This window comes from Variovorax sp. PBL-E5 (assembly GCF_901827185.1).
Taxonomy (GTDB): Bacteria; Pseudomonadota; Gammaproteobacteria; order Burkholderiales; family Burkholderiaceae_C; genus Variovorax.
The window spans coordinates 827,502-853,466 of the sequence record NZ_LR594671.1 but is presented as its reverse complement, the minus strand read 5'-3'; the positions used below and the strand labels follow the sequence as shown (position 1 = coordinate 853,466).

Here is a 25,965-nt window from a genome sequence, read left to right as displayed (position 1 = left end):
CGGACTCCCCGGAAGGGTTCAATCATGCGCCACCGCGACGACCTGCAGCGCAAGATCCTGCACATGGGTCACGCGGATGCGGCCGCCCGGGCGCAGGTCGGGCGCGCCGTGCACGTGCCAGTAGTCGCCTTCGATCTGCGCCCAGCCTTCGCCGTCCTCGAACTCGACCAGCTCGCCCGTCGCGCCCACCAGCGTCGAGACGCCGCTCAGCACCGGCCGCCGGCGCGCCTTCGCAGCCATGCCCGCCACGAGCAGGATGAAGACGGCCGAGATCGCGCTCATCAGCCCGACCAGCCACAGCGGCACGCCGAAGCCCGGCGCATCGTTGTCGATCAGGAGCAGCGCGCCGATGGCAAAGGCCGCGATGCCGCCCGCGCCGAGCGCACCGAAGGTCGGAAGAAAAGCCTCGGCAATGAGGAAGGCCACGCCGAGCAGGAGCAGCGCCAGCCCCGCATAGTTGACCGGCAGCATCTGCAGGCCGAAGAGCGCCAGCATCAGGCTGATGACGCCGACCACGCCGGGCAGCACGAAGCCGGGATTGGAGAACTCGAACAAGAGGCCGTAGATGCCCACCATCAGCAGGATCAGCGCCAGGCTGGGCTCGGTGATCACCGACAGCAGCCGGGTGCGCCAGTCGGCCTCGAAGACCAGCACCTGCATCCCCTGCGTGGCGAGGCGCACGCTGCCCTTGCCCATGGGCACCTGGCGGCCGTTGAGCTGGCGCAGCAGGTCGGACACGTCGCTCGCGATCAGCGTGACGACGTTCTTCTGCAATGCTTCCTGTGCCGAGAGGCTGACCGATTCGCGCACCGCCTGCTCGGCCCAGTCGGCATTGCGCCCGCGCAGCTGGGCCAGGCTGCGGATGTAGGCCGAGGCATCGGCCAGGCGCTTGGCGGTCATCGTGTCGGCGGGCGCGGCGGGTTCTGCGCCCTTGTCCGGGGTCGGCGGCTTGCCGGCCGGCGCCGCGGGCGATGGCATCCCGATCACCACCGGCGTCGCAGCGCCGAGATTGGAAGCCGGCGCCATGGCCGCGATGTGGCTCGCATAGAGGATGTAGGTTCCGGCGCTGGCGGCGCGCGCGCCGTCCGGCGCAACGAAGGCCGCCACCGGCACCGGGGAAGCGAGGATGTGCTTGATGATGTCGCGCATCGAGGTGTCGAGGCCGCCCGGCGTGTCGAGCTGCAGCACCACCAGCTGCGCATGCTCCCGGGCTGCCAGCGCGAGGCCGCGGCGCACGTAGTCGGCGGACGCGGGGCCGATGGCGCCATCGAGGTCCAGCAGCACCGCCGTGCCGGGGGATGCCGAAGGCGCGGCAGGCACGGCTTCGGCGCTGGCCGCGCCCAGGGCGTGGGCCAGGAGGACCAGTCCCATCAACCATGCTCTGGCGGGCCTCATTTTTTCATTCTAGGGAGCACCGGGCAGCCTGTCACACCCGCCAAAACCCGCGCCTCAATCGATGCTGATGTGCGCCGCCTTCGCCACCTCGGCCCACTTCACGCGGTTGGCGTGCACGGTCTCTTTGAACTCGGCCGGCGTCTCGATGCGGATGGTGTTGCCCTGGGCCTCGAAATGCGCGCGGACCTCGGGCTGCTCCAGCACGGCCTTCACGGCGGCGTTGAGCTTGTCGACGATGCGCGGGTCGGTGCCCCTGGGCGCGAAGATGCCGAACCAGATCGAGCTGTCGAAGCCCTGCGTGCCCGGCAGGCCGCTCGATGCGATGGTGGGGACTTCCTTGATGGCCGCCACCGGCTTGGCGGTGGTGACGCCGAGCAGCCGCACCTTGCCGGCCTTGTACTGCGGCAGCACGGTCTGCACCTGGTTCATGATGCAGCAGGTCTCGCCGCGCACGACCGAGGTGATGGCCTCCGGCCCGCCCTTGTAGGGCACATGCACCATCTGCAGCCCGAGGCGCGAATTGAATTCGGCAAAAGCCATGTGGGTGCCGGCGCCATTGCCGGTCGATGCGTAGTTGTACTTGCCGGGATGGGCCTTGACGAGTTCGACGAATTCCTTGAGCGTCTTCACGTCCATCACCTCGGGGTTGATGGTGAGCACGTTGGAGACGTCGAGCACCGGCGCCACCGGCACGAAGTCGGCCTCGACGTCGAAGGGCAGCTTCTTGTAGAGCGCGGCGTTGCTGCCGTGCGTGGCAGCGGTGCCGAAGGCGAGCGTGTAGCCGTCGGGCCTGGCATGCGCGACGTACTCGCTCGCGATGTTGCCGGCGGCGCCGGCCTTGTAGTCGATGACGATCGACTGGCCCAGCTTCTTCTGCAGCGGATCCTGGATGGTGCGCGCCACCACGTCTACACCGGAGCCCGCCGGAAAGCCCATGATCAGCGTGATCGGCTGCTGCGGCCAGTCCGACTGGGCGAAGGCGGCGGGAAGCGCGGCGCCCCACAGGGCGAGCCCGGCGAGCGCACCGAGGCGGCGTGCGCTGCGAGAAAAAGAATCGAACATCGGGGTCCTTTGCTGGCGGGTGGCGGAGTTGGCGCGGAGGTCTCGATAATCGCACCATGGTCCGTTCCGCTCAATTGCTCCATTCCCCTCATGAACCCGCACCGCTGCGCGCGGCCGCCACCGTGCTGCTGCTGCGCGACACGCCCCAGGGCGTCGAGGTGCTGATGACGCGGCGCTCGTCGAGCGCGAGCTTCGCGCCCGGCGCCTACGTGTTCCCCGGCGGGCGCATCGACGAAGGCGATGCCGCGGCGCATGCCATGGCAACGCGCCGCCCGACGCAGAGCCTGGCGCAACTCACGCAGGCCGTCGCGGCGATCCGCGAGAGCTTCGAGGAACTCGGCGTGCTGCTCGCCCGCCATGCCGACGGCCGCCCGGCGAGTGCCGAGGACATCGCGGGCATGGACCGCAGCACCGCCGCTTCCACCGTCGCCTTTGCCGAGCAGTGCGCGGCGCGCGGCCTGCGGCTCGCGACCGACCAGGTCTTCACGCTGGCGCACTGGATCACCGACCGCGACCTGCCCAGGCGCTTCGACGTGCCCTTCCTGGTGGCGCGCATGCCCGAAGGCCAGGTGCCGGCGGCGGACGAGGCCGAGCAGTTCGAGCCCTGCTGGGTGCGCCCGGCCGACGCGCTGGCGCGCCACGCAGCGGGCAGCTTCTTCATGATCTTCCCGACCCTGCGCACGCTGGAGCGGCTGGCCGTCTACGCCGCGGTCGACGCGGTGCTCGATGCCTGCGCGAACCGCCCCGGCGGCGAAGGACCGCTGTGGACCAGCTGTCCGCGCGCCGGGCTGCTGAACGGCAAGGAAGCGCGCTACATGGAAAGCGATTCGCCCTTCGGCGAACTGGCGCTGGTCTGCCCCGACGGCCAGATGGTCCATGCGCTCGACTGGCAGAGCGCGCATCCGGTGCCGCTGCTCGCGAACGTGCAGCGCCTGACCGCGCCGAACCCAGGCGTGATGACCGGCCCCGGCACCAACAGCTACATCGTCGGCGACGCCGCCACCGGCTACCTCGTGATCGATCCGGGTCCGGACGATGCCGAACACATCGGCCGGCTGTGGCGCGCGACCGGGGGCGACGTCCGCATGATCGTCTGCACCCATTCGCATGCCGACCATTCGCCGGGCGCCGCGCCGCTGCAGGCGCTGTGCAGCACCCAGCCGCCGATCCTCGGGCTGCCGGCCGCTGCCACCGCACGGCCCTCGGCGAAATTCTCGCCCGAGCGCGTGCTCGCCGACGGCGAGCGCCTGGTGCTGGCACCGGCCACGGCCGCAGGCGACGACAGCGCGCCGCGCACGCACACGCTGCGCGCGATCCACACGCCCGGCCATGCGGCCAACCACCTGTGCCTGCTGCTCGAGGAAGACGGGCTGCTGTTCTCCGGCGACCATGTGCTCAACGGCAGTACCACCGTGGTCGATCCGCCGGACGGCAACATGAACGCCTACCTCGATTCGCTCGACAAGCTGGATGCGGCCTGCGCCGAGGGCGGCGTCGATTTCATCCTGCCGGCGCACGGCTACGTGCTGGGCAACGCGCGCGGCGCCATCGCGCATCTGAAGGCGCACCGCCTCAGGCGCGAGGCCAGGATCGCCGACGCCATGCGCCGCCTGCCGCAGGGCACGCCCGAGGACTGGCTGCCGCTGGCCTACGACGACGTGCCGCCGCGCATGTGGCCGGTGGCCGCGCGTTCGCTGGCCGCGCACGTCGAGCGCATCCGGCAATCGGCCGCACAGTGACGGACAGCACCGACGAAGGCATCCGGCTGGCCAAGCGCGTGGCCGCGCTCGCCGGCTGCTCACGGCGCGAGGCCGAGCTCCTGATCGAGAACGGCGCGGTGCGCGTCGACGGCGAGCCGGCCCTGCTGCCGCAATCGCGCGTGCGTGCGCAGCAGCGCGTCGAGATCGAGCCGGGCGCACGGCCCGAACCCGTGGTGCCGGTCACGCTGCTGCTGCACAAGCCGGCGGGCATGCCGATCGACGGCGCGCACCGCCTGCTCGTGCCGGCGCACCACCATGAGCCCGAGCGCGCGGGGCTTCGTTTCCTGCCGCGCCATGCGGCCGGACAGCGCTGCATGACGCCGCTCGAAACCGGCGCCAGCGGGCTGGTCGTCTTCACGCAGGAGTGGCGCATCGAACGCAAGCTGCAGGAAGACGCCGGCGTGCTCGAGAACGAGGTCATGGTCGACGTCGCCGGGCCGGTGAGCCCCGAGGTGCTGGCAAGCTTCGAGCGCTCGCCCGCGCGCGTGAGCATCGGCCAGCAGGCCGAAGGCCACACCGGCCTGCGCTTCGCGCTCAAGGGCGCGCGTGCGGGCCAGATCGCGCATCTGTGCGACGACGCGGGCCTGCGCATCCTCGCGATGAAGCGCATCCGCATCGGCCGCGTGCCGCTGGCCGGCCTGCTGCCGCAACAGTGGCGCTATCTGCTGCCGCACGAACGCTTCTGAACCCCGAGGGCCGACACGATGCACGACGACGATCCGCTTCCCGCCAACGCACGCCGCTTCGCCGCGGTGGCGGCCTTCGTCGGCTGGGCCGCGCTGGTGCTGCAGCTCGTGCTGTCGATCGAGCTCGCGACCACGGCCGGCCGTTCGGCGGCCTGGGGCACGCTCAACTACCTGAGCTTCTACACGGTGCTCACCAATTTCCTCGTCGCCTTCGCGCTCACGGCGGCGGCGACCGGTGCGCAGGGCGCGTTCTGGCGCTTCTTCCGCCGGCCGGGCGTGGCGACCGCGATCGCCGCCTCGATCGCGGTGGTCGGGCTGAGCTACCACTTCCTGCTGCGCCACGTCTGGGATCCGCAAGGGCTGCTGTGGCTGTGCAACGCGCTGCTGCACTACGTGATACCGGTGCTCTATCTCGTGTACTGGTGGATCGGCGTGCGCGGGCGCGGCGTGGCGTACCGGGACATTCCCACCTGGTGGGTCTATCCGATCGCCTACCTTGTCTATTCGCTGGCGCGCGGCATGGTCGAGGGCGTGTATCCGTATCCCTTCATCGACGCGAGCACGATCGGCTACCCGCGCCTGGCCATGAATTCCGTTGCCTTGCTCATCGTCTTCACGCTGATCGCCGCGCTGCTGGTCGCCCTCGGCCGCGCAAAGCCTGGGAGGGAAAAAATAGTGTGAAGCGCGCCGATACGCCGGATTCTGTGCACTGAGGCCTCCTTTCGGTTGCCTCAGCGTGACCGCCATTACTCTGGGCCGTCTGTCGCCAGACGGCTCGGTGCCACCTACCCGCCAACTCTGCGGAACCACATCGACGTTGGCCTACTTGGTGTTGCTGCGCGCAGAGATTGCCCGTTTCACCCGGCCGGGTCGCCCCGGCCGACTCGTCTCTGTTGCTCTGATCCTCACCTCGCGGTGGAGAGCCGTTAGCTCCTGCGCTGTCCTGTGCAGTCCGGACGTTCCTCCAGTGCGCTCTTTCGAGACTTGCACCAGCGGCGGTCCAGCGTGCTTCACGCAAGGATTATCGCCACAATGTCGCTCCTCTTTCCCGCCACCACGTTTCCATGCGCATCCTGCTGATCGAAGACGAAGTCGAACTCGCCGACTGGCTAGCGCGCGCGCTCAAGCAAAGCGGCTTCGTCCCCGACCATGCGCCCGACGCGCGCACGGCCGAAGCCCTGCTGGCCGGCAACGAATACGACGCGGTGGTGCTCGACCTGCGCCTGCCCGACAAGCACGGACTCACCCTGCTCGGCGCCATGCGCGACGCCGGCGACCGCACGCCGGTGCTGGTGCTGACGGCCGAGGGCTCGCTGCAGGACCGGGTGCGCGGCCTCCACCTCGGGGCCGACGATTTCCTCGCCAAGCCCTTCGCGGTCGAGGAAGTCGAAGCGCGCCTGACCGCCCTCGTGCGCCGCAGCCGCGACAACCCGCATCCGCGCATGCAGTGCGGCTCGCTCGTCTACGACAGCAGCAGCCGCGCCTTCATGCTGCACGGCGCGCTGCTGTCGCTCACGCCGCGCGAGCATGCGGCGCTGACCGCGCTGCTGCTGCGCAGCGGCATGCCGGTCGGCAAGCAGCGGCTGTCGGGCAAGGTGTTCCCGCACGACAGCGACGTCGGCCCGGCGGCGATCGAGCTGGTGCTGCACCGGCTGCGCCGCAAGCTCGCGGACGGCGACGTGCGCATCACCACCGTGCGCGGCCTGGGCTACATGCTGGAAGATGCGTCGCAGGCGCCCGGCCATGAATAGGCTGGCGCTGGCCGGGCCGCGCCGCATCGGCATCCGCGTGCTGTTGCTCGCGATGCTGCTGCCCGGCATCTTCGGGCTGCTCGCGCTCGACACGTGGAACGACTACCAGGCGATCTCGCGCGTGGTGGTGGATGCCTACGACCAGGCGCTGATCGAGCCCGTGCAGGCGCTCAACGACAGCGTCGAGATCGACACCCGCGACATGAAGCCGCGCGTCAACGCGGCCTTCTCGGTGGAGGCCATGTTCGAGTCGACACGCCCGCGCTTCAAGCACCTGCATGTCGGCTTCACGCGCGTGGCGTCGAACGGCGCCGACACCACGCCGCCCTCGCCCGAGCAGACGCTGGTGGGCGTCCCGGACCTGCCGCCACCGCCGCCGGGCGCCGCCGACGACGTGGCCGTGTTCTACGACGGCGTCTACCGCGGCTACCCGGTGCGCATCGCGGCCTTGCACCGCACGGTGCAGATCTCGGCCACCGAGGCCTTGCGCGTGCTGAGCCAGGCCGCCGAAAGCACCGGCGTGCGCCAGCAGGCGCTGGCCGATTCGTGGCACCACGCGCTGTGGAACGACGTCCGCGTGGTCGGCGTGATGGTCGTGCTCGTGTGGCTGGGCGTGGCGCTCGCGCTGCGCCCGCTGGAGCGCCTGCGCCGGTCGCTGGCGGTGCGCGCGCCGGGCGACCTCGCGCCGCTCGACACGCACGGCGTGCCCTACGAGGTCGCGCCGCTGGTCGACGCGGTGAACCACCACATCGGCAACCAGAGCCGGCTGCTGGCGGCGCAGTCGCGCTTTCTTGCCGACGCATCGCACCAGCTGCGTACGCCGCTGGCCATCATGCTGACGCAGGCCGGCTATGCGCTGCGCGAGCGCGAGCCCGGTCCGATGCGCGAGACCCTGCGCGCCATCGTGGCGCAGCTGGTGCGCACCCGCCGCCTGAGCGAACAGCTGCTGGCGCTCGCGCATGCGCGCGATGCCACGCAGAGCGCCGCGGCGCGGCCGTCGAAGGCCGACCTCAACGCGGTCGCGCGCGACGTGGTGCTGCAATACCTGCCGCTGGCACACGAGAAAAACCAGGACCTCGGCTGGGTCGACGCGCGCGGCGAGGCGGCGACCGACGAAGTCGACCACGAACCCGGCGAGGCCGGCGCCGAGCCGCCTGCGCCCGTCGCGCCCGTCGCGGCCAACGCCGCCGAACTGCACGAGGCGCTGTCGAACCTGGTGCACAACGCCATCAAGTACACGCCGATGGGCGGGCGCATCACGGTGTCGGTGCGGCTGGCCGGCGATTCGGCGGAGGTCGAGGTGAGCGACACCGGCCCCGGCATCCCCGCCGCGCTGCGTGCCGCCGCGTTCGAACGCTTTCATCGCACCGATGCCGGCGACGCGGCAGAGAACCGCGGCGCGGGGCTCGGCCTCGCGATCGCGGACGCCTATGCGCGACGCAACGGCGGCGTGATCGAGCTCGGCGATGCCGAGCCGTCGGACGGCCTGCCGGGCGGACTTCGCGCGACGCTGCGGCTGCCCTTCGTCAGGTCCAACCCGATACGTGATAACACGTATTTTGGGGATCCTGACGCGCACTGAAAGCAGATTGGAAGGCTCGATTCCTAGACTGGCCCCCGCTCGGCACGCACCCCGCGTGCCACGAAGGAGACATTTCTATGCAGAGCCAACACCGGCATTCGAGCCCGGGGCTGAAAGGGCGGCCATGAAGCCCGGCACCCATCACAACAAGAAGGACTACTACGGCGGCGCGCTGATGGTCTTCATCGGGCTGCTCGCGGTGTACGCGGGCCTCGACTACAAGACCGGCACCCCGGCCCGCATGGGTCCTGGCTTCTTCCCGGTCGCCGTCGGGGCGCTGCTGGCGGTCACCGGTTTGCTGATCGCGCTTTCGGCACGCACCGAAGCCGACTCGAGCGCGCCCAAGCTGGTCGTCGCCCATGGCCACGGACACGGCATGCCCGACCTGCGCGGCGGCGTCTGCATCATCCTCGCCACGCTGGCCTTCCTGCTGTTCGGCATCTACGGCGGCCTGGTGCCGGCGACCTTCGCGATCGTATTCATCTCGGCCCTCGGCGACCGCAGCAACACCATCACGCAGGCCATCCTGCTGTCGCTCGCGATGTGCATCATCGCGGTGATCGTCTTCTGGTGGGCGCTGCAGCTGCAGTTGCCGCTGTTCCAGTGGGGAGGCTGAGCCGCCATGTCACAAGCACTTCAAGACCTCTGGTTCGGTTTCGGTGTCGCCTTCCAGGGCACCAACCTGATGTGGTCCTTCTTCGGCGTCCTGGTGGGCAACCTGATCGGCGTGCTGCCGGGCATGGGCGCACTGTCGGCGATCTCGATCCTGCTGCCGCTCACCTACGTGATGCACCCGGTGCCCGCCATCCTGATGCTGGCCGGCATCTTCTACGGCTCGCAGTACGGCGGCGCCATCGGCGCCATCCTGCTGAACCTGCCCTCGCATCCACCGCACGCGGTGACCTGTCTGGACGGCTTTCCGATGACGAAGGCCGGCAAGGGGGGAACGGCGCTCGGGATCACGATGATCTGCTCGTTCTTCGCGGCATCGGTCGGCATCCTGGTGATGATCTTCGCCTCGCCGCTGCTGGTGGCGGTGGCCTTCAAGTTCGGGCCGGCCGAGATCTTCTCGATCATGCTGCTCGGCCTGATCGCGGGCTCCACCATGTCGCGCGGCTCGCCGCTCAAGGGCGTGGCGATGACGCTGTTCGGCCTCTTGTGCGGCGTGGTCGGCACCGACGTCAACTCGGGCAGCTTCCGCTTCTCGTTCGGCGTGCCTGAACTGAGCGACGGCCTGGAACTGGTGGCAATCGCGATGGGCCTGTTCGGCGTGGCCGACTTCCTGCTCAACGTCAATCGCATGACGGTGATCACCACCAACGCCAAGCTGCGCATCCGCGACATGCGTCCGAGCATGGCCGAGATGAAGGAAGCCTTCTGGCCCATGGTGCGCGGCACCCTGGTGGGCACCGTGTTCGGCGCGATGCCCGGCACCGGCCCGACCATCACCACCTTCATCGCCTATGCGCTCGAACGCAAGATCTCCAAGACGCCCGAGAAGTTCGGCACCGGCATGATCGCCGGCGTGGCCTCGCCCGAAGCCTCGTCGCACTCGAAGACCCAGGTCGACTTCATCCCCACCATGAGCCTGGGCATTCCCGGCGACGCGGTGATGGCGCTGATCCTGGGCGCGCTGATGATCCAGGGCATCGCGCCCGGACCGCAGCTCATCACCGAGCATCCGGACATCTTCTGGGGCCTGATCGCCAGCTTCTGGATCGGCAACGTGATCCTGATCATCCTCAACGTGCCGATGATCGGTGTCTGGGTGAAGATGCTGCAGGTGCCCTACCGCTACCTGTTCCCCTCGGCCATGTTCTTCATTGCCGTCGGCGTGTTCAGCACGCAGAACAGCCTGTTCCAGATCTGGGAAGTGCTGGCCTTCGGGGTGATCGGTGCGCTGTTCATCGTGCTCGATTTCTCGGTGGCGCCCATCATGCTGGGCTTCGTGCTCGGGCCGATGGTGGAAGAGAACTTCCGGCGCGCGATGCTGCTGTCGCGCGGTGATGTCACGGTGTTCGTGCAGCGCCCGATCAGCTGCGCCTTCGTGATCATCTCGACGCTGCTGCTGATCGGCGTGACCTGGTCGAGCTGGCGCGGCCGTGCCCTCAAGAAGGTGGAGAAGGACGCCGACAAGCTCGGCGTGGAAGCGACCTCCGACGCCTGACGGATCACCCTCACGGCAAAGGGCCTGCGGCGCGATGCGTGCCGCAGGCCCTTTGTCATTGGCGAGCGCGTTCTATGATCGGGCGCCCTGCTTGATAACCACAAGCCAACGCCACGATATGCTGCGAATCTCGGAAATCAAACTACCGCTCGATCACGACGACGCGGCGCTGCCTCGCGCGATCGATGCCGCGCTCGGCACACCGCCCGGCGCGGTCAGCGGATTCACCGTCTTCAAGCGCAGCTTCGACGCGCGCAAGGCCGAGCTGCTGCGGGTCTACATCGTCGATGCGACGCTCGCCGATCCGGCGCTCGAAGCGGCGCTGCGCCTGAAGTTCGCCGGGCATGCGCACATCCATCCCACGCCCGACATGGCATGGCACGCGCCGGCAGAGGCTCCGGCCGCGCTGTCGTCGCGCCCCGTGGTGGTCGGCTTCGGCCCCTGCGGCATCTTCTGCGCGCTGCTGCTCGCGCAGATGGGCTTCAAGCCGATCGTGCTCGAGCGCGGCAAGACGGTGCGCCAGCGCACGCGCGACACCTGGGGCCTGTGGCGCAAGAGCGTGCTCGATCCCGAATCGAACGTGCAGTTCGGCGAAGGCGGCGCCGGCACCTTCTCCGACGGCAAGCTCTACAGCCAGATCAAGGACCCGCGCTTCCTCGGCCGCAAGGTGATGGAGGAGTTCGTCAAGGCCGGCGCGCCGCCCGAGATCCTCTACGTCGCACATCCCCACATCGGCACCTTCAAGCTGGTGAAGGTGGTGGAGCACATGCGCGCGCAGATCGTCGCACTCGGCGGCGAGATCCGCTTCGAGCAGCGCGTGACCGACGTGCTGATCGAGGACGGTCCGCACGGCAAGGCGCTGCGCGGCCTCACCGTGCTCGACCAGCGCACGGGCCAGACGCACGCGTTGCGCGCCGACCATGTGGTGATGGCGCTCGGCCACAGTTCGCGCGACACCTTCGCGATGCTGCATGCGCGCGGCGTGCATATCGAGGCCAAGCCCTTCTCGATCGGCTTTCGCGTCGAGCATCCGCAGGGCCTGATCGACCGCGCGCGCTGGGGCCGGCATGCGGGCCATCCGCTGCTGGGTGCGGCCGACTACAAGCTGGTGCATCACGCGAGCAACGGCCGCTCGGTCTACAGCTTCTGCATGTGTCCGGGCGGCACGGTGGTCGCCGCGACCAGCGAGCCGGGCCGTGTCGTGACCAACGGCATGAGCCAGTATTCGCGCAACGAACGCAACGCCAACGCGGGCATCGTGGTCGGCATCGATCCGCGCGATTTCCCCGGCTGGGAAGAAGGACGCAAGGGCTCGCCGCTGGCAGGGATCGACCTGCAGCGCGAACTCGAATCGAAGGCCTTCGTCCTCGGCGGCGGCGACTACCGCGCGCCCGGGCAACTGGTCGGCGACTTCGTGGCCGGCCGCCCCTCGACCGCGCTCGGCAGCGTCGAGCCCTCGTACAAGCCCGGCGTCACGCCCGGCGACCTGCACGCCGCCCTGCCCGGCTACGCGATCGAGGCGATGCGCGAGGCCTTCCCCGCCTTCGGCCGCAAGATCAAGGGCTTCGACCTCCACGACGCGGTGCTGACCGGCGTCGAGACCCGCACCTCCTCGCCGATCCGCATCACGCGCGGCGACGACCTGCAGAGCCTCAACGTGCGCGGCCTCTACCCGGCCGGCGAAGGCGCGAGCTACGCGGGCGGGATCCTGTCGGCGGGAGTCGATGGCATCAAGGTCGCGGAAGCCGTGGCGCGCAGCCTGGCGGCGAGCTATTGAAGCGCTGCGATGCGTTCTTCGATCGGCGGATGCGTTGCAAACAGCTTGCCGATGCTGCCCGTGATGCCCATCGCCTCGACCGCCTTCGGCAGCTGGCCCGCCGGCAGGCCGCCGAGGCGCGCGAGCGCACTCACCATCGGCTGCTTGCGGCCCATCAGCTTGGCCGAGCCCGCGTCGGCGCGGAACTCGCGCTGGCGCGAGAACCAGGCCACCACGATCGCGGCGGCAAAACCGAGCACGATGTCGAGCACCAGCGTCGTCACCATGTAGCCGATGCCGGGGCCGGACGAGCGGTCGTCGCCGCGGCGCAGGAAGCTGTCGACCGCATAGCCGATCACGCGCGAGAGGAACACCACGAAGGTGTTCATCACGCCCTGGATCAGCGTCATCGTGACCATGTCGCCATTGGCCACGTGCGCGATCTCGTGGCCGATCACCGCCTCGACCTCCTCGCGCGTCATGTTGGCGAGCAGGCCGGTCGACACCGCGACCAGCGACGAGTTCTTGAAGGCGCCGGTGGCGAAGGCATTGGGCTCGCCTTCGAAGATGCCGACCTCGGGCATGCCGATGCCGGCGGTGTCGGCGAACTTGCGCACGGTCTGCACGATCCAGGCCTCGTCGGGCGACTGCGGCTCGTTGATGATGCGCACGCCCGCGGTCCACTTGGCCATCGGCTTGCTGATCAGGAGCGAGATGATTGCGCCGCCGAAGCCCATCACCAGCGCGAAGCCCAGCAGCGCCGAGAGGTTGAGCCCGTTGGCCGTGAGGTAGCGGTTGACGCCGAGCAGGCTGGCGACCACGCCGAGCACCGCGACGACCATCACGTTGGTCAGAACGAACAGAAGGATACGTTTCAAGTTGAATTCTCCGTGAGGACAGACGACGGCCCGCCCTGGCGCGCAAATGAGGGCCGGCTACAGGGTTTCAAGCCAAGGGAGACGCGGGGCACGGCGTTGTTCTGGTTCTGGGAGCCCGCACGGCACTTTCGTACAGAGTGATGATAGGAGCAAAAGTTCTGGCCGCGACACGGGCTGCGGCGCTCACTCGGGAGAAAGGCGCCCCGCCAGCGTATTGCGCGCGCGGCGCAGCGCCGGCAGGAAGGCCTCGCGGAACTCGGCCATCTCCATGCGCTCGGCGCGCACCGCGATGCTCATCGCCGCGACGGTGGCGCCCGTGCGGTCGTAGACTGGCACGGCCATCGACCGCACGCCCAGCTCGAGCTCGCCGTCGCTGCCGGCATAGCCCTCCTCGCGGCAGCGCACGACCAGCGCCAGCACCTCGTCGGCCTCGTGCACCGTGCGTGCGGTGAGCACGCGCCGCGGCATGGTGCGCACGCGGCGTTCGGCCTCGTCGGGCGACAGGCTCGCGAGCAGCACGCGTCCGAGCGCCGAACAGTACGCCGGCAGCCGCGAGCCGATGCCCAGGCCGGTGCTCAGGCTGCGCCGCGCGGTCGAGCGCGCGATGATGATCACGTCGTCCTCCAGCAGCTTGCCGAGCGAGGCCGACTCGCGCGTGCGCTCCGACAGCGCATCGAGCAACGGCTGCGCCAGCGAGGGCGCCGCGCGCGAGGCCAGGTAGGCGTGCGCGACCAGCAGCGCCTTGGGCAGCATCCAGAAGCGCTTGCCGTCACCGTCCAGATAGCCGAGCGTGCGCAGCGTGAGCAGCGAGCGCCGCGCCGAGGCCGGCGAGCCGTGCGTCAGGCGCGCCACCTCCGACACCGTGAGGCGGGCGTGCTGGCGGCCGAAGCAGGTCAGCACCTCCAGCCCCTTTTGCAGCGAGGCGACGAAATTCTTGTCTGCCGGATTCCCGGCACTCTGGGGAGCGGGCTCGTTTTTGCGCATGGCGCAAATCTAGCTTGTTCTCGCTGGTCGCGCCCGAGACACTCGATGCACCTCGATGAACGACGAATCACGGAGACAGACCATGTCGAAAACACTCGCGCGGCGCTTGGCCGTTGCCTGCCTGGCGAGCGCCTGCCTGATCGGCAGCGCATTCGCGCAAACCCCCAAAATGCTGAAGCTCGTCGTGCCCTTCCCGGCCGGCGGCACGGCCGACATCCTGCCGCGCGTGGTGGCAGAGAAGCTGCGCGACAAGTTTCCCGGCGGCGTGGTGATCGAGAACCGCACCGGCGCCGGCGGCAACATCGGCGGCGACTACGTGTACCGGGCCGAGCCCGATGGCAGCACGATGCTGGCCTCGCCGCCGGCGCCGATCGCGATCAACCAGTACCTGTACAAGAAGCTCGCCTTCGATCCGGCGAAATGGGTGCCGGTGACGGTGATCGCCACCGTGCCCAACGTGCTGGACGTCAATCCCAAGCTGCCGGTGCACGACGTGCCCGAACTCATCGCCTACCTCAAGGCGCATCCGGGCAAGGTCAGCTTCGCGTCGCAAGGCAACGGCACGACCTCGCACCTGACCGCCAGTCTGTTCATGCAGCTCACCGGCACCGAGATGACCCACATCCCCTACAAGGGCACGGCGCCGGCGCTGGTCGACCTGATCAGCGGCCAGGTCGATGTGTTCTTCGACAACCTGAGTTCCTCGATGCCCTTCCAGAAGAGCGGCAAGGTGCGCATCCTCGCGGTCGCCGACGAGCACCGCTCGCCCGCGCTGCCCGACGTTCCCACCTTCGCCGAGCAGAAGCTGCCGGCGATGAACGCGGTGACCTGGTTCGCCGTCGTCGCGCCGCCCGGCACGCCGGCCGCGACGGTGGCGGCCACGCAGAAGGACATCGCCGCCGTACTCGCCTTGCCCGACGTGAAGCAGCGCTTCGCCGAACAGGGCGCCGAGCCGCGCGGCTGGGACAGCGAGCAGACCGGCCGCTTCATCCAGGCCGAATCTGCCAAGTGGAACAAGGTCATCAAGAGCGCGAACGTGACGCTGGACTGAGGCCCTCATCATGACGAACGACATCGCACCCCAATCGATCCGCTGGGCCGGCCCCGGCCTCACGCGCATTCCCTTCGCGGTCTACAGCGACGCGCAGGCCGCGGCCGACGAGCAGGCGAAGATCTTCCGCGGCCAGACCTGGAACTACCTGTGCCTCGAAGCCGAGTTGCCCGACGCCGGCAGCTACCGCACCACCTTCGCCGGCGAGACGCCGGTGGTGGTGGTACGCGACGCCGACGGCGAGATCTACGCCTTCGAGAACCGCTGCGCGCACCGCGGCGCGCTGATCGCGCTGGAGAAATCGGGCCGCGCCGAGAACTTCCAGTGCGTCTACCACGCGTGGAGCTACAACCGGCAGGGCGATCTCACCGGTGTCGCCTTCGAGAAGGGCGTCAAGGGCCAAGGCGGCATGCCACCGGACTTCTGCAAGAAAGACCACGGGCCGCGCAAGCTGCGCATCGCGACCTTCTGCGGCCTGGTGTTCGGCAGCTTCAGCGACGACGTGCCGGGCATCGAGGAGTACCTGGGCGACGAAATCTGCGCACGCATCGAACGCGTGCTGCACAAGCCGGTTGAGGTCATCGGCCGCTTCACGCAGGCCTTGCCGAACAACTGGAAGCTCTACGTCGAGAACGTCAAGGACAGCTACCACGCGAGCCTGCTGCACCTGTTCTTCACCACCTTCGAACTCAACCGGCTGTCGATGAAAGGCGGCGTGATCGTCGACGAGAGCGGTGGCCATCACGTGAGCTATTCGATGATCGACCCGGCGGCGGAGAAAGATGCTTCGTACAAGGAGCAAGGGCTGCGCTCCGAGACCGACCGCTACCGGCTCAAGGACCCGAGCGTGCTCGCCGGCTTCACCGAATACGACGACGGCGTGACGCTGCAGATCCTTTCGGTGTTCCCGGGCTTCGTGCTGCAGCAGATCCAGAACTGCCTCGCGGTGCGGCAGGTGCTGCCCAAGGGCACGGCGCGCACCGAGCTCAACTGGACCTACATCGGCTATGCCGACGACACGTCCGAACAGCGCTTGGTCCGGCTCAAGCAGTCGAACCTGGTCGGCCCGGCCGGCTTCATCTCGATGGAGGACGGCGCGGTCGGCGGCTTCGTGCAGCGCGGCATCGCCGGCGCGCGCGACCACGAGGCGATCGTCGAGATGGGCGGCGACAGCGCGAGCTCGAGCGAAGGCCGCGCCACCGAGGCCTCGGTGCGCGGCTTCTGGAAGGCCTACCGCGCCCACATGGGCATGTGAAGACAAGAAAGCGACGACCATGATCGACCTGCTGGCGCTGTGCGCCTTCAACGCGGCCTATGCCGATGCCATCGACAGCGATGCGCTCGAGCAGTGGCCCGACTTCTTCACCGCCGACTGCCACTACCGCATCACGCATGCCGAGAACGAGCGCGAAGGGCTGCCCGCCGGCATCGTCTACGCCGACTCGCGCGCCATGCTGGAAGACCGCATCGCCGCGCTGCGCGAAGCCAACATCTACGAGCGCCAGCGCTACCGGCACCTGCTGGGCATCCCGCTGGTCCAGCACGCGGATGCCGACAGCGCCGAGGCGCGCACGCCCTTCGTGGTGGCGCGCATCATGGCCACCGGCGAGACCGAGGTTTTCGCCACCGGCGTCTACCAGGACCGCTTCGTGCAGCAGGACGGGCGGCTGCGCCTCGGTTCACGCGTGGCCGTCTGCGACAGCAGCGTGACCGACACGCTGCTCGCGCTGCCGCTGTGAGCGCGCCATGACCCTGCCCCTTGTGCACGCAACGCCGCGGCGCCTGGCGCTTGCCGCCGGCGATCCGAACGGCATCGGCCCCGAGATCGCGCTGAAGGCGATGGCTGCGCTGCCGGCAGAGGCACGTGCGCGCATCACGCTCTTCGGCCCGCTTGGCGTGCTCGAACGCACGGCCGCGCAGCTCGGGCTCGATGCGCTGCTGCGGGATGGCCGAGTCGTCGATGCGGGCGCCTTGCCGGCCGACGCGGCAAAGGCCGGACGCATCGATGCCGCGGCCGGCGCTTCGGCGGTCGCCTCGGCCACGGCGGCGATCGAGGCCTGCCGCCGCGGCGAGGTCGATGCGGTCGTCGCCTGCCCGCACCATGAGACCGCGATCCACCAGGCCGGCATCGCCTTCAGCGGCTACCCCTCGCTGGTGGCGCGCGTCTGCGGCGTGCCGGAAGACAGCGTGTTCCTGATGCTGGTCGGCGGCGGCCTGCGCATCGTGCATGCGACGCTGCATGAAAGCGTGCGCACGGCGCTCGATCGGCTCACGCCCGCGCTGGTGGCCGACGCGGTGCGCGCCGGCGCGCGGGCCTGCGCGATGCTGGGCGTGATCGATCCGTCGATCGGCGTCTTCGGCATCAATCCGCATGCCTCCGAAGGCGGGCTGTTCGGGCCGGAAGACGCGGCGATCGTCGAGCCCGCGGTGCACGACTTGCGCGCCGAGGGTTTTCGCATCGACGGCCCGAAAGGTGCGGACCTGCTGCTGGCGCAGCGCAGGCACGATCTCTACGTTGCGATGCTGCACGACCAGGGCCACATTCCGATCAAGCTGCTGGCGCCGAATGCGGCGAGCGCGCTGAGTATCGGCGCCGAGGTGCTGCTGTCCAGCGTCGGCCACGGCAGCGCGATGGACATCGCCGGCCACGGCATCGCCGACGCGGGTGCGGTGCTGCGCACCATCGCGTTGTTGTCGGCCCGGCCTCAGGCAACCCACGAGGAGACCACGGCATGAGCCACCGGATCGCCATCGCCGGCAGCGAGATCTCCTTCGATTGCGCCGACGGCCAGAGCCTGCTCGACGCGGCACTGCGCGCCGGCATCGAGCTGCCTTACTCCTGCCGCAGGGGCGTGTGCGGCAACTGCGCCGGCGAGGTCCTGCAGGGCGATGTCGCAGGCCTCGAAGGCGCATCGATGCGCAACGAGACCTGCCAGCCTGATCAGCTGCTGCTGTGCATGTGCACGCCGCGCACGGACGTGCAGATACGGCCCGCTTCGTGGCACCGCATCGACCCGGGTGCGCGCAAGCGCTTCACGGCCAAGGTGTTTCGCAACCAGCTCGCCGCGTCCGACGTGTCGGTGCTGCAGCTGCGCCTGCCAGCCGGGCAACGCGCCAGGTTCCATGCGGGCCAGTACCTGCAGCTCGCGGTCGGCGACGGCAGCACGCGCTGCTATTCGATGGCCAATGCGCCGCACGAAAGCGATGCGCTGACGCTGCACATCCGTCATGTGCCGGGCGGCGCCTTCAGCGCGCGCGTGCCGCAACTGCAGCAGGGCGAACAGCTGGAGATCGAGCTGCCCTTCGGTGCCGTGGCGCTCGACGAAGCCGACACGCGGCCGATCGTGTTCGTCGCTGGCGGCACCGGCTTCGCGCCGGTCAAGTCGATCCTCGACGACACGGCGAAGCGGCGCATCGAGCGACCGATCACGCTGATCTGGGGCGCACGGTACGCCGACGGCATCTACATGCGGACGGCCATTGCGAAGTGGCAGCGGCAGTGGCCGCGATTCCGCTTCGTGGCGGCGCTGAGCGACGGCGCGGTCGATGCGCCCGACGATGTCTTCGCCGGCCGCGCCGACGAGGCGCTGGCCGCCCACTGCCCCGCGCTCGCGGGCCACGAGGTCTACTGCTGCGGTTCGCCCGCCATGGTCGCCGGAGTGCGCGACACCGCGGTGCATCACTGTGGACTCGATGCCGTGGACTTCCATGCCGACGTGTTCGTCGACGGCCCGGCCGTCGACCCGCTGCCCGCCGCGACGGCCTGAACGCGGCGCCGGCCGCGCGGACTCACAGCGACGTCGGGCCGATGTACTGCACCTTGTTCGGCGTGCCGTCCGGCGTGAGCCAGAACATGCCGGGGTATTTGTTGAAGAACTTGGGCGAGCTCGCGCTGCGCCCGAGCAGGCGCGCGGCGCGCAGCCGCTCCGCGGCCTGGTTGAGCTCGACCTTGCCGCCCGCGAGCAGTTCCGGCACGGCATCGAGGATGCGGATCACCTCGTCGGGCAGGGCCGGCGCGCGCGGTGCCGCGGCTGGCGCTTCGGGCTTGGCGGCAGCGCGTCGCGGTGCCCGCGGCGCACGCTTGGCCGCGGCCGGTTTGGGCGCCGCCGCGGCCGTGGCCGTGGCCGCAGCGTGGTGCTGCAGATCGTTGAACTCGTCGTACACCAGCGTCGTCTCGTCGCCGGTCTTGCCCTTCTGCCCGATGCCGCATACGCGGCAGCCCTTCTCGCGCAGGCGAATGACGAGCGGCGCGAAGTCCGAATCGGAAGACACCAGGTAGACCACCTGCGGCCGCTCCGCAATGACCAGGTCCATGGCATCGACGGCCAGCGCGATGTCGGTGCTGTTCTTGCCGGCCGAGAGGTTGACCATCGGCCGCACCGACAGGCGCTTGAAGAGGGCCTGCTGCTTCTGTGCCGCCTCGGCATTGCAGTAGGCACGCCGCACATGAAGATGGCCGTGCCGGGCCAGCACCATGGCCACGGCCTGCTCGATCACGTCGGCCGAGACGTTGTCGGCGTCGATCAGCAGCATCACGCGCGGCATGTCGTTCATGCGAGTCTCCAGGTCAGGGTTTCGCCGCCGCGCAGCGGCTTGAGCGTCGCTTCGCCGTAGGGCAGGGTTTCGGGCAGGGTCCAGCTTTCGCGCTTGAGCGTCACCGTGCCGGTGTTGCGCGGCAGGCCGTAGAAATCGGCGCCGTGGAAGCTCGCGAAGGCCTCGAGCCTGTCGAGCGCGCCGGCGTTGTCGAAGGCCTCGGCATAGAGCTCGAGCGCGGCCAGCGCGGTGTAGCAGCCGGCACAGCCCAGCGCATGTTCCTTGAGGTGTGCCGGATGCGGCGCGCTGTCGGTGCCGAGGAAGAAGCGGTCGCTGCCGCTGGTGGCGGCCTCGACCAGCGCCACGCGGTGCGTCTCGCGCTTGAGCACCGGCAGGCAGTAGTAGTGCGGCCGGATGCCGCCGGTGAAGATCGCGTTGCGGTTGTAAAGCAGATGGTGCGCGGTGATGGTGGCGGCGGTGAAGCGGTCGGCATCGCGCACGTAATGCGCGCCCTCCTTCGTCGTCAGATGCTCGAACACCACCTTGAGCTCGGGGAAGTCGCGCCTGAGCGGGATCATCACGCGATCGATGAAGACGGCCTCGCGATCGAACAGGTCGACCGCCGGATCGGTGACCTCGCCATGGACCAGCAGCAAGAGGCCGCGCTTCTGCATCGCCTCCAGCGTCGGGTAGGTGTGACGGATGTCGGTCACGCCGGCATCGCTGTTGGTGGTGGCGCCGGCCGGGTAGAGCTTGAGCGCGCGCACGCCGGCATCGGCGGCCGGTTCGATCTCGTCGGGCGCGAGGTTGTCGGTCAGATAGAGCGACATCACCGGTTCGAACTGCAGGCCCTCGGGCACGGCGGCGCGGATGCGCTCGCGGTAGTCGATGGCCTGGCCGGAGGTGGTCACCGGCGGGCGCAGATTGGGCATGATCAGCGCACGGCCGAACTGGCGGGCCGAGTGCGGCACGACGGTTTCGAGCGCATCGCCATCGCGCACATGCAGGTGCCAGTCGTCGGGACGGGTGATCGTGAGGGTGTCGGCGGAACTTGTCATTGGGCGATTGTCCCATTGCGCCCCGGGCGCCGATCCCGCAGCGGGATGGCCTTCGTCAGGGAAGAGTGGCCGCCGAAGAGCGGTGCCCTATGATCGTCCAACCCAAGGGCGCACTCCCATGAACGAATTCGTCGACCAACTCCACGATGTCTTCGAACGCTTCGGCCGCGTGTCGATGCGGCGCATGTTCGGCGGCTACGGGGTCTACCACGAAGGCCGGATGTTCGGCCTGGTCACCGGCGACCGCCTCTACCTGAAGGCCGACCCGCACTCGGTCGCTGCCTTCGAGGCGAAGCAGCTCGCGCCCTTCGAATACATGCGCCAGGGCAAGCCGGCACGCCTGTCCTACTACGAAGCGCCGCCGGAAGTGTTCGAGGACCGCGACGCGGCCGCGGTCTGGGCGCGCCGGGCCTGGGAAGCCGTGCTGCGCGCGCCGCCGCCCAAGCGCAGGTCCCGCGCCACGCGCAAAGCTTAGGACTGTGCGGGTGGTGTCAGCCGATCTTGCGCAATGCGAGGGTCGCCCGCTCCTGGGCCACGGTGTCATGCGGTACGCTTGGCGTCGCGGCAAGTCCGGGACAGGGCAACTCAGGGGAAAACCAAGATGGCATATCTGAAAGAACTCAAGGTCACCTACACCCGAAAGCGCGTCGACGACGATCTGCTGAACAAGCCGATCGAAAGCCCGGCACAGGTCTACGAGCTGTTCAAGGACATGCAGGACGAGACCAAGGAGAAGGTGGTCATCCTGCACCTCAATCCACAGCTGGAAGTCTTGTCCTATGAGGTGGCGTCGATCGGCACGGCGACGCGCGTGCCGATGGAGCCGATCGAGATCTACCGCAATGCGATCCTGGCGAGGGCATCGTCGCTGGTCGTCGTGCACAACCACCCTTCCGGTTCATGCGAGCCTTCGAACGCCGACATCGCCGTGGCGGCGAAGCTGAAGGAACTCGGCGACATCCACGGCCTGCCGCTGCAGGACTTCATCGTCATCGGCTTCGAACGCTTCTACAGCTTTCGCGAGAACGGGCCGTTCTGATCAGAGCTCGAACACCATGACCCGCTACACCGGAAGCTGCCACTGCGGCGCCATCCGCTTCGAGATCGACACCGTGATCGACCGCATCACCGAATGCAATTGCTCGGTCTGCACGAAGAAGGGCATCCTCCACCACCGCGTGGCGCCGGAGAGCTTCCACCTCGTGAGCGGCGAGACCGCGCTCGGCACCTACCAGTTCGGCAGCGAGGTCGCGAGGCACCACTTCTGCACGGTCCGCGGCATCCACACCTTCACGCGGCCGCGCGCCGTGCCCGCGCTCTACACCGTGAACGTGCGCTGCCTCGACGACTACGACCTCCAGCAGGCGCAGCCCGAGGTGCTGCGCTTCGATGGGCGGCATTGGGAGGCGGAGGTCGGCAAGCTGGCCTGAACGCCCGCCCGCGACACCGGTCACGCAGCCCCGCACCCCTTGGCATCACACCATGCACCTCGCCACCCTCCTGCTCTTCGCACTGGTCGCCCTGGTGGCGATCGCCACGCCCGGCCCGACCGTGCTGCTGGCGCTGACCAACGGCTCGCGCTACGGCGTGCGGCGCGCGCTGGCCGGCATGCTGGGCGCGATGGCCTCGGACTTCGTGCTGGTCGGCGCGGTGGCGCTCGGCCTCGGCGCGCTGCTGGCGGCGTCGGAGTTCTGGTTCTCGGTCGTGAAGTGGGTGGGCGCGGCCTACCTCGCCTGGATCGGGCTCAAGCTGCTGCGCTCGCAAGGCGGGCTGGACCTGTCGCAGGCCGCCGCAGGCCACGCCGGCGGCACGCCGCACACCCTGCTCGCGAAGTCCTTCCTGGTCTCGGTGACCAATCCCAAGGGCTACCTGTTCTGCTCGGCGCTGCTGCCGCAGTTCATCGACGCGTCGCTGCCGCAGGGGCCGCAGTACCTCGCGCTCGCGATCGTGTTTGCCGCGCTCGATTTCGCGGTGATGCTGGGCTACGCACTGATCGGCGCACGCGCGGTGAGGCTGCTGAGCCGGCGCGCGGTGCTGTGGCTCGACCGCTGCTGCGGCGGCGCCCTGCTGGCGCTGGCCGGCTCGCTGGCCTTCTACCGCCGCAGCACGGGCTGAGGCGGGCGCGTGCTAAGGAAACCACCGATGAGGCGGTGGTTATCGATCGTTACTATTTCGGGGCACTTATCGAGGTGCGCGGATCGCATCCCGGCGGCCGCCGGGTGACACAACAACGCCAAGCACGCACCTTCTTCCCGATGTCCACGCCCACCGAGTCCGGCCCCGTGCTGGACGCCGCCAGCCCCCTCCCGCCCGAAATCGAAGCCGCCGACGAGCCGACGCGCGTGCCGCTGGCCATCGAGGACTGGCTCACGGTGATCATCATGGGCCTGCTGGCCTGCATCACCTTCGCCAACGTGCTGGTGCGCTACTTCACCGATTCGTCCTTCGCGTGGACCGAGGAGTTCTCGGTGTTCCTCATGATCCTGCTGGCGCTGGTGGCCGGCTCGGCCGCGGTGGCGCGCGACCGCCACATCCGCATCGAGTACTTCGCCGAGAGCGGTTCGCAGGCGCGCCGCAAGCGCCTCGCGCAATTCGGCGCCGCGATGGTGGCCATGTTGTTCTTCCTGATCGCGGTGCTCAGCGTGCGCGTGGTCTGGGACGACTACCGCTATGAGGAAAACTCGCCCGGCATCGGCGTGCCGCAGTGGTGGTATTCGATCTGGCTGCCGGTGGTCTCGCTGGCGATCGCTCTGCGCGCGGTGGGCCTGTTCGTGCGGCGCGGCCGCAAGACCACCTACGGCGGCACGGACCGATGATCCCGACCCTGCTCTTCGTCGCCTTCGTGCTGATGATGCTGGTCGGCGTGCCGATCGGCGCGGCACTCGGCCTCGCCGGCGCGGCCTGCATCGCACTGGCCAACGGCGATGCGCAATGGTTCGGCCTCCTGGCCGTGCCGCAGAACTTCTATGCGGGCCTCGGCAAATACCCGCTGCTCGCGATCCCGATGTTCGTGCTGGTCGGCTCGATCTTCGACCGCTCGGGCGTGGCGCTTCGGCTGGTCAACTTCGCGATCGCGATCGTCGGCCGCGGCCCGGGCATGCTGCCGCTGGTGGCGATCGTGGTGGCGATGTTCCTGGGCGGCATCTCCGGCTCGGGCCCGGCCAATGCGGCCGCTGTCGGTGCGGTGATGATCGCCGCGATGTCGCGCGCGGGCTACCCGGCGGCGTTCTCGGCCAGCGTGGTCGGCGCGGCGGCGGCGACCGACATCCTGATCCCGCCCTCGGTCGCCTTCATCGTCTATTCGGTGCTGGTGCCCGGCGCCTCGGTGCCGGCGCTGTTCGCGGCCGGCATGATCCCGGGCATCCTGGCCGGCGTCGCGCTGATCGTGCCGGCCGTGCTGCTGGCGCGCAAGCACAAGATGGGCGCGCTCGAATCGAGCCTGCCGCGGCCGGCGTTCTGGAAGAGTTTCCGCGAGGCGACCTGGGGCCTGGCGGCCCCGGTGCTGATCCTCGGCGGCATGCGCGCCGGCCTGTTCACGCCGACCGAAGCGGCGGTGGTCGCGGTGTTCTACGGGCTCTTCGTCGGCATGGCGATCCATCGCACGATCAAGGTGCGCGACCTGTTCGTGATCCTGCGCGAATCGGGCGAGTTGTCGGCGGTGATCCTGATCGTGGTGTCGCTTGCGGGTATCTTCGCGTATTCGCTGTCGACGCTGGGCGTGATCGACCCGGTCACACGCGCGATCGTGAATTCGGGGCTGGGCGAATACGGCGTGCTGTCGCTCCTGATCCTGATGCTGATCACGGTCGGCATGTTCCTCGACGGCGTCTCGATCTTCCTGATCTTCGTGCCGCTCCTGTGGCCGATCGTGCAGTTCTACAAGTGGGACCCGGTGTGGTTCGGCGTGATCCTCACGCTCAAGGTCGCGCTCGGCCAGTTCACGCCGCCGCTGGCGGTCAACCTGATGGTGTCGTGCCGCATCGCCAACGTGCGCATGGAAGAGACCGTGCGCTGGGTCGGCTGGATGCTGTTCGCGATGTTCCTCGTGATGGTGGCGGTCGTCATCTGGCCCGAGCTTGCGCTGTGGCTGCCGCGAAAACTGGGCTACTGATTCATTCAAAGGAGACTGCACATGAAATTCCGTCGCTCCCTGCTCGGCGTGCTGGCCGTCGCTGCGGCGCTCGGCACCTTCTCGGTGGCCGCGCCCGCGCAGAGCTACAAGGCCGAGTACAAGATGTCGCTGGTGCTGGGCCCGCCCACGCCATGGGGCCAGGCCGGCAAGATCTGGGCCGATCTGGTGAAGGAGCGCACGCAGGGCCGCATCAACATCAAGCTCTATCCGGGCGTGTCGCTGATCCAGGGCGACCAGACACGCGAGTTCAGCGCGCTGCGCCAGGGCGTGATCGACATGGCCGTGGGCTCGACCATCAACTGGTCGCCGCAGGTCAAGCAGCTCAACCTGTTCTCGATGCCGTTCCTGATGCCCGACTATGCGGCGGTGGACGCGTTGACGCAGGGCGAGGTTGGCAAGGACATGTTCAAGATCCTCGACAAGGCCGGCGTGGTGCCGCTGGCCTGGGGCGAGAACGGCTTCCGCGAGATCACCAACTCCAAGAAGCCGATCAGGACGCCCGAAGATTTGAAGGGCATGAAGATCCGCGTGGTCGGCTCGCCGATCTTCTCCGACATGTTCACCGCGCTGGGCGCCAATCCGACGCAGATGAGCTGGGCCGATGCGCAGCCCGCGCTCGCCAGCGGCGCGGTCGACGGGCAGGAGAATCCGCTCTTCCTCTTCACCATCCTGAAGATGCAGACCGTGGGCCAGAAGTTCGTCACCACCTGGGGCTATGTGTGCGACCCGCTGGTGTTCGTCGTCAACAAGGAGGTCTGGGCCTCGTGGACGCCGGCCGATCAGGCCGCCGTGCGGCAGGCCGCGCTCGATGCGGGCAAGCAGGAACTCGTGCTTGCCCGCAAGGGGCTGGTGGAAGCCGACAAGCCGGTGCTCAAGGAGATCGCGGGGATGGGGGTGACGGTGACTTCGTTGAACCCGGCGGAGCGTGATGCGTTCGTGAAGGCGACGCGGCCGGTGTATGACAAGTGGAAGAGCACGGTGGGCACCGACCTGGTTGCGAAGGCAGAGAAGGCGGTAGCGGCGAGCAGGAAGTAGGCGGCAGCGGGCGCCGCGCGCCCTCACCCCAACCCTCTCCCAGAGGGAGAGGGAGAAAGAAAAAATGCCCCGCGATGCGGGGCATTTTTTCGTTCCAGGGGTGCCGCCGATCCGGCTCTGCCGGTCGGCCGGCAC

Annotated in this window: 26 protein-coding genes and 1 other RNA gene; 20 read left to right on the top strand and 7 right to left on the bottom strand. The window is 68.9% G+C overall.

Translation table 11 applies throughout. The features are described from left to right. Positions 1-18 precede the first annotated feature (18 nt). Both WDLP6_RS04180 and WDLP6_RS04175 read right to left on the bottom strand, forming a co-directional pair. Positions 19-1,371, bottom strand: coding sequence for an NfeD family protein (locus tag WDLP6_RS04180; protein WP_162591333.1), 1,353 nt, complete (start codon positions 1,369-1,371; stop codon positions 19-21). A gap of 78 nt (positions 1,372-1,449) precedes the next feature. Next, the gene (locus WDLP6_RS04175) at positions 1,450-2,457 is read right to left on the bottom strand and encodes a Bug family tripartite tricarboxylate transporter substrate binding protein (RefSeq protein ID WP_162591332.1); all 1,008 of its coding nucleotides are present in this window, start codon (positions 2,455-2,457) and stop codon (positions 1,450-1,452) included. A 56-nt stretch (positions 2,458-2,513) separates the two neighbouring features. On the opposite strand from WDLP6_RS04175, the gene WDLP6_RS04170 reads away from it, so the two are divergent. The 3 genes from WDLP6_RS04170 to WDLP6_RS04160 are packed head-to-tail and all read left to right on the top strand — an operon-like array spanning position 2,514 to position 5,584. After that, positions 2,514-4,196 (top strand): MBL fold metallo-hydrolase, encoded by a 1,683-nt coding sequence (locus tag WDLP6_RS04170; RefSeq protein WP_162591331.1) that lies wholly within the window; start codon positions 2,514-2,516, stop codon positions 4,194-4,196. Next, positions 4,193-4,903: an RNA pseudouridine synthase gene (locus WDLP6_RS04165; RefSeq protein ID WP_162591330.1), complete on the top strand. Its 711-nt coding sequence runs from the start codon at positions 4,193-4,195 to the stop codon at positions 4,901-4,903. Before WDLP6_RS04170 ends, WDLP6_RS04165 begins: the two co-directional genes overlap by 4 nt. An 18-nt stretch (positions 4,904-4,921) precedes the next feature. Next, complete coding sequence (locus WDLP6_RS04160; RefSeq protein ID WP_162591329.1) at positions 4,922-5,584, top strand: Pr6Pr family membrane protein; 663 nt, start codon at positions 4,922-4,924, stop codon at positions 5,582-5,584. Here WDLP6_RS04160 and rnpB read toward each other — a convergent pair. Then, positions 5,579-5,915, bottom strand: an RNA gene (gene rnpB / locus WDLP6_RS04155) — RNase P RNA component class A. The two genes, WDLP6_RS04160 and rnpB, sit on opposite strands and share 6 nt — an antisense overlap. Positions 5,916-5,967: 52 nt before the next feature. Between rnpB and WDLP6_RS04150 the strand changes: the two genes are divergently transcribed. The 5 genes from WDLP6_RS04150 (at position 5,968) to WDLP6_RS04130 (ending at position 12,180) form a co-directional block, all read left to right on the top strand. Continuing rightward, positions 5,968-6,654, top strand: a complete 687-nt coding sequence (locus WDLP6_RS04150) for a response regulator (protein WP_162565911.1) — start codon at positions 5,968-5,970, stop codon at positions 6,652-6,654. After that, positions 6,647-8,236, top strand: coding sequence for a sensor histidine kinase (locus WDLP6_RS04145; protein ID WP_232076955.1), 1,590 nt, complete (start codon positions 6,647-6,649; stop codon positions 8,234-8,236). The genes WDLP6_RS04150 and WDLP6_RS04145 overlap by 8 nt, the downstream gene beginning before the upstream one ends. A 124-nt stretch (positions 8,237-8,360) precedes the next feature. Beyond that, entirely contained in the window at positions 8,361-8,852 is a 492-nt protein-coding gene (locus WDLP6_RS04140) for a tripartite tricarboxylate transporter TctB family protein (protein ID WP_232076954.1), read from the top strand. A gap of 6 nt (positions 8,853-8,858) precedes the next feature. Further along, positions 8,859-10,403: a tripartite tricarboxylate transporter permease gene (locus WDLP6_RS04135; RefSeq protein ID WP_162591327.1), complete on the top strand. Its 1,545-nt coding sequence runs from the start codon at positions 8,859-8,861 to the stop codon at positions 10,401-10,403. A gap of 118 nt (positions 10,404-10,521) precedes the next feature. Beyond that, a complete protein-coding gene (locus WDLP6_RS04130) occupies positions 10,522-12,180 on the top strand; it encodes an NAD(P)/FAD-dependent oxidoreductase (RefSeq protein WP_162591326.1) in 1,659 nt (552 codons plus the stop codon). Here the strand turns inward: WDLP6_RS04130 and htpX are convergent. Then, on the bottom strand, positions 12,174-13,037 hold the full coding sequence (htpX, locus tag WDLP6_RS04125; protein ID WP_162591325.1) for a protease HtpX: 864 nt from the start codon (positions 13,035-13,037) through the stop codon (positions 12,174-12,176). The two genes, WDLP6_RS04130 and htpX, sit on opposite strands and share 7 nt — an antisense overlap. A gap of 183 nt (positions 13,038-13,220) precedes the next feature. Next, on the bottom strand, positions 13,221-14,021 hold the full coding sequence (locus WDLP6_RS04120) for an IclR family transcriptional regulator domain-containing protein (protein ID WP_162591324.1): 801 nt from the start codon (positions 14,019-14,021) through the stop codon (positions 13,221-13,223). A gap of 82 nt (positions 14,022-14,103) precedes the next feature. Between WDLP6_RS04120 and WDLP6_RS04115 the strand changes: the two genes are divergently transcribed. Genes WDLP6_RS04115 through WDLP6_RS04095 form a run of 5 tightly spaced genes read left to right on the top strand, consistent with a single transcriptional unit; the run spans position 14,104 to position 18,839 of the window. Continuing rightward, positions 14,104-15,072, top strand: a complete 969-nt coding sequence (locus tag WDLP6_RS04115; RefSeq protein WP_162591323.1) for a Bug family tripartite tricarboxylate transporter substrate binding protein — start codon at positions 14,104-14,106, stop codon at positions 15,070-15,072. Positions 15,073-15,082: 10 nt separating this feature from the next. After that, positions 15,083-16,327 carry an aromatic ring-hydroxylating dioxygenase subunit alpha gene (locus tag WDLP6_RS04110; RefSeq protein WP_162591322.1) on the top strand — a complete coding sequence of 415 codons (1,245 nt, stop codon included), beginning with the start codon at positions 15,083-15,085 and terminating at the stop codon, positions 16,325-16,327. Between the two features lie 19 nt (positions 16,328-16,346). After that, positions 16,347-16,811 carry an aromatic-ring-hydroxylating dioxygenase subunit beta gene (locus tag WDLP6_RS04105; RefSeq protein WP_162591321.1) on the top strand — a complete coding sequence of 155 codons (465 nt, stop codon included), beginning with the start codon at positions 16,347-16,349 and terminating at the stop codon, positions 16,809-16,811. 7 nt (positions 16,812-16,818) lie between these two features. Continuing rightward, on the top strand, positions 16,819-17,808 hold the full coding sequence (locus WDLP6_RS04100) for a PdxA family dehydrogenase (protein WP_174259844.1): 990 nt from the start codon (positions 16,819-16,821) through the stop codon (positions 17,806-17,808). After that, a complete protein-coding gene (locus WDLP6_RS04095) occupies positions 17,805-18,839 on the top strand; it encodes a 2Fe-2S iron-sulfur cluster-binding protein (protein WP_162591320.1) in 1,035 nt (344 codons plus the stop codon). The genes WDLP6_RS04100 and WDLP6_RS04095 overlap by 4 nt, the downstream gene beginning before the upstream one ends. A 22-nt stretch (positions 18,840-18,861) precedes the next feature. On the opposite strand, the gene WDLP6_RS04090 is transcribed toward WDLP6_RS04095, so the two are convergent. Beyond that, positions 18,862-19,626, bottom strand: coding sequence for an NYN domain-containing protein (locus tag WDLP6_RS04090; protein ID WP_232076953.1), 765 nt, complete (start codon positions 19,624-19,626; stop codon positions 18,862-18,864). Continuing rightward, complete coding sequence (pyrC, locus tag WDLP6_RS04085; protein WP_162591319.1) at positions 19,623-20,663, bottom strand: dihydroorotase; 1,041 nt, start codon at positions 20,661-20,663, stop codon at positions 19,623-19,625. The genes WDLP6_RS04090 and pyrC overlap by 4 nt, the downstream gene beginning before the upstream one ends. Positions 20,664-20,781: 118 nt before the next feature. Between pyrC and WDLP6_RS04080 the strand changes: the two genes are divergently transcribed. From WDLP6_RS04080 to WDLP6_RS04050, 7 genes are all read left to right on the top strand, one after another. Continuing rightward, positions 20,782-21,138: a TfoX/Sxy family protein gene (locus WDLP6_RS04080; protein ID WP_162591318.1), complete on the top strand. Its 357-nt coding sequence runs from the start codon at positions 20,782-20,784 to the stop codon at positions 21,136-21,138. A gap of 126 nt (positions 21,139-21,264) precedes the next feature. Further along, complete coding sequence (locus WDLP6_RS04075) at positions 21,265-21,702, top strand: JAB domain-containing protein (RefSeq protein ID WP_162591317.1); 438 nt, start codon at positions 21,265-21,267, stop codon at positions 21,700-21,702. 16 nt (positions 21,703-21,718) lie between these two features. Further along, on the top strand, positions 21,719-22,093 hold the full coding sequence (locus tag WDLP6_RS04070; protein ID WP_162591316.1) for a GFA family protein: 375 nt from the start codon (positions 21,719-21,721) through the stop codon (positions 22,091-22,093). 52 nt (positions 22,094-22,145) lie between these two features. Further along, positions 22,146-22,778 (top strand): LysE family translocator, encoded by a 633-nt coding sequence (locus WDLP6_RS04065; RefSeq protein WP_162591315.1) that lies wholly within the window; start codon positions 22,146-22,148, stop codon positions 22,776-22,778. Positions 22,779-22,918: 140 nt separating this feature from the next. Next, complete coding sequence (locus WDLP6_RS04060) at positions 22,919-23,479, top strand: TRAP transporter small permease (protein ID WP_162591314.1); 561 nt, start codon at positions 22,919-22,921, stop codon at positions 23,477-23,479. Then, positions 23,476-24,774, top strand: coding sequence for a TRAP transporter large permease (locus tag WDLP6_RS04055; RefSeq protein WP_162565900.1), 1,299 nt, complete (start codon positions 23,476-23,478; stop codon positions 24,772-24,774). The genes WDLP6_RS04060 and WDLP6_RS04055 overlap by 4 nt, the downstream gene beginning before the upstream one ends. 21 nt (positions 24,775-24,795) lie before the next feature. Next, positions 24,796-25,830: a DctP family TRAP transporter solute-binding subunit gene (locus tag WDLP6_RS04050; RefSeq protein WP_162591313.1), complete on the top strand. Its 1,035-nt coding sequence runs from the start codon at positions 24,796-24,798 to the stop codon at positions 25,828-25,830. Positions 25,831-25,965 lie beyond the last annotated feature (135 nt).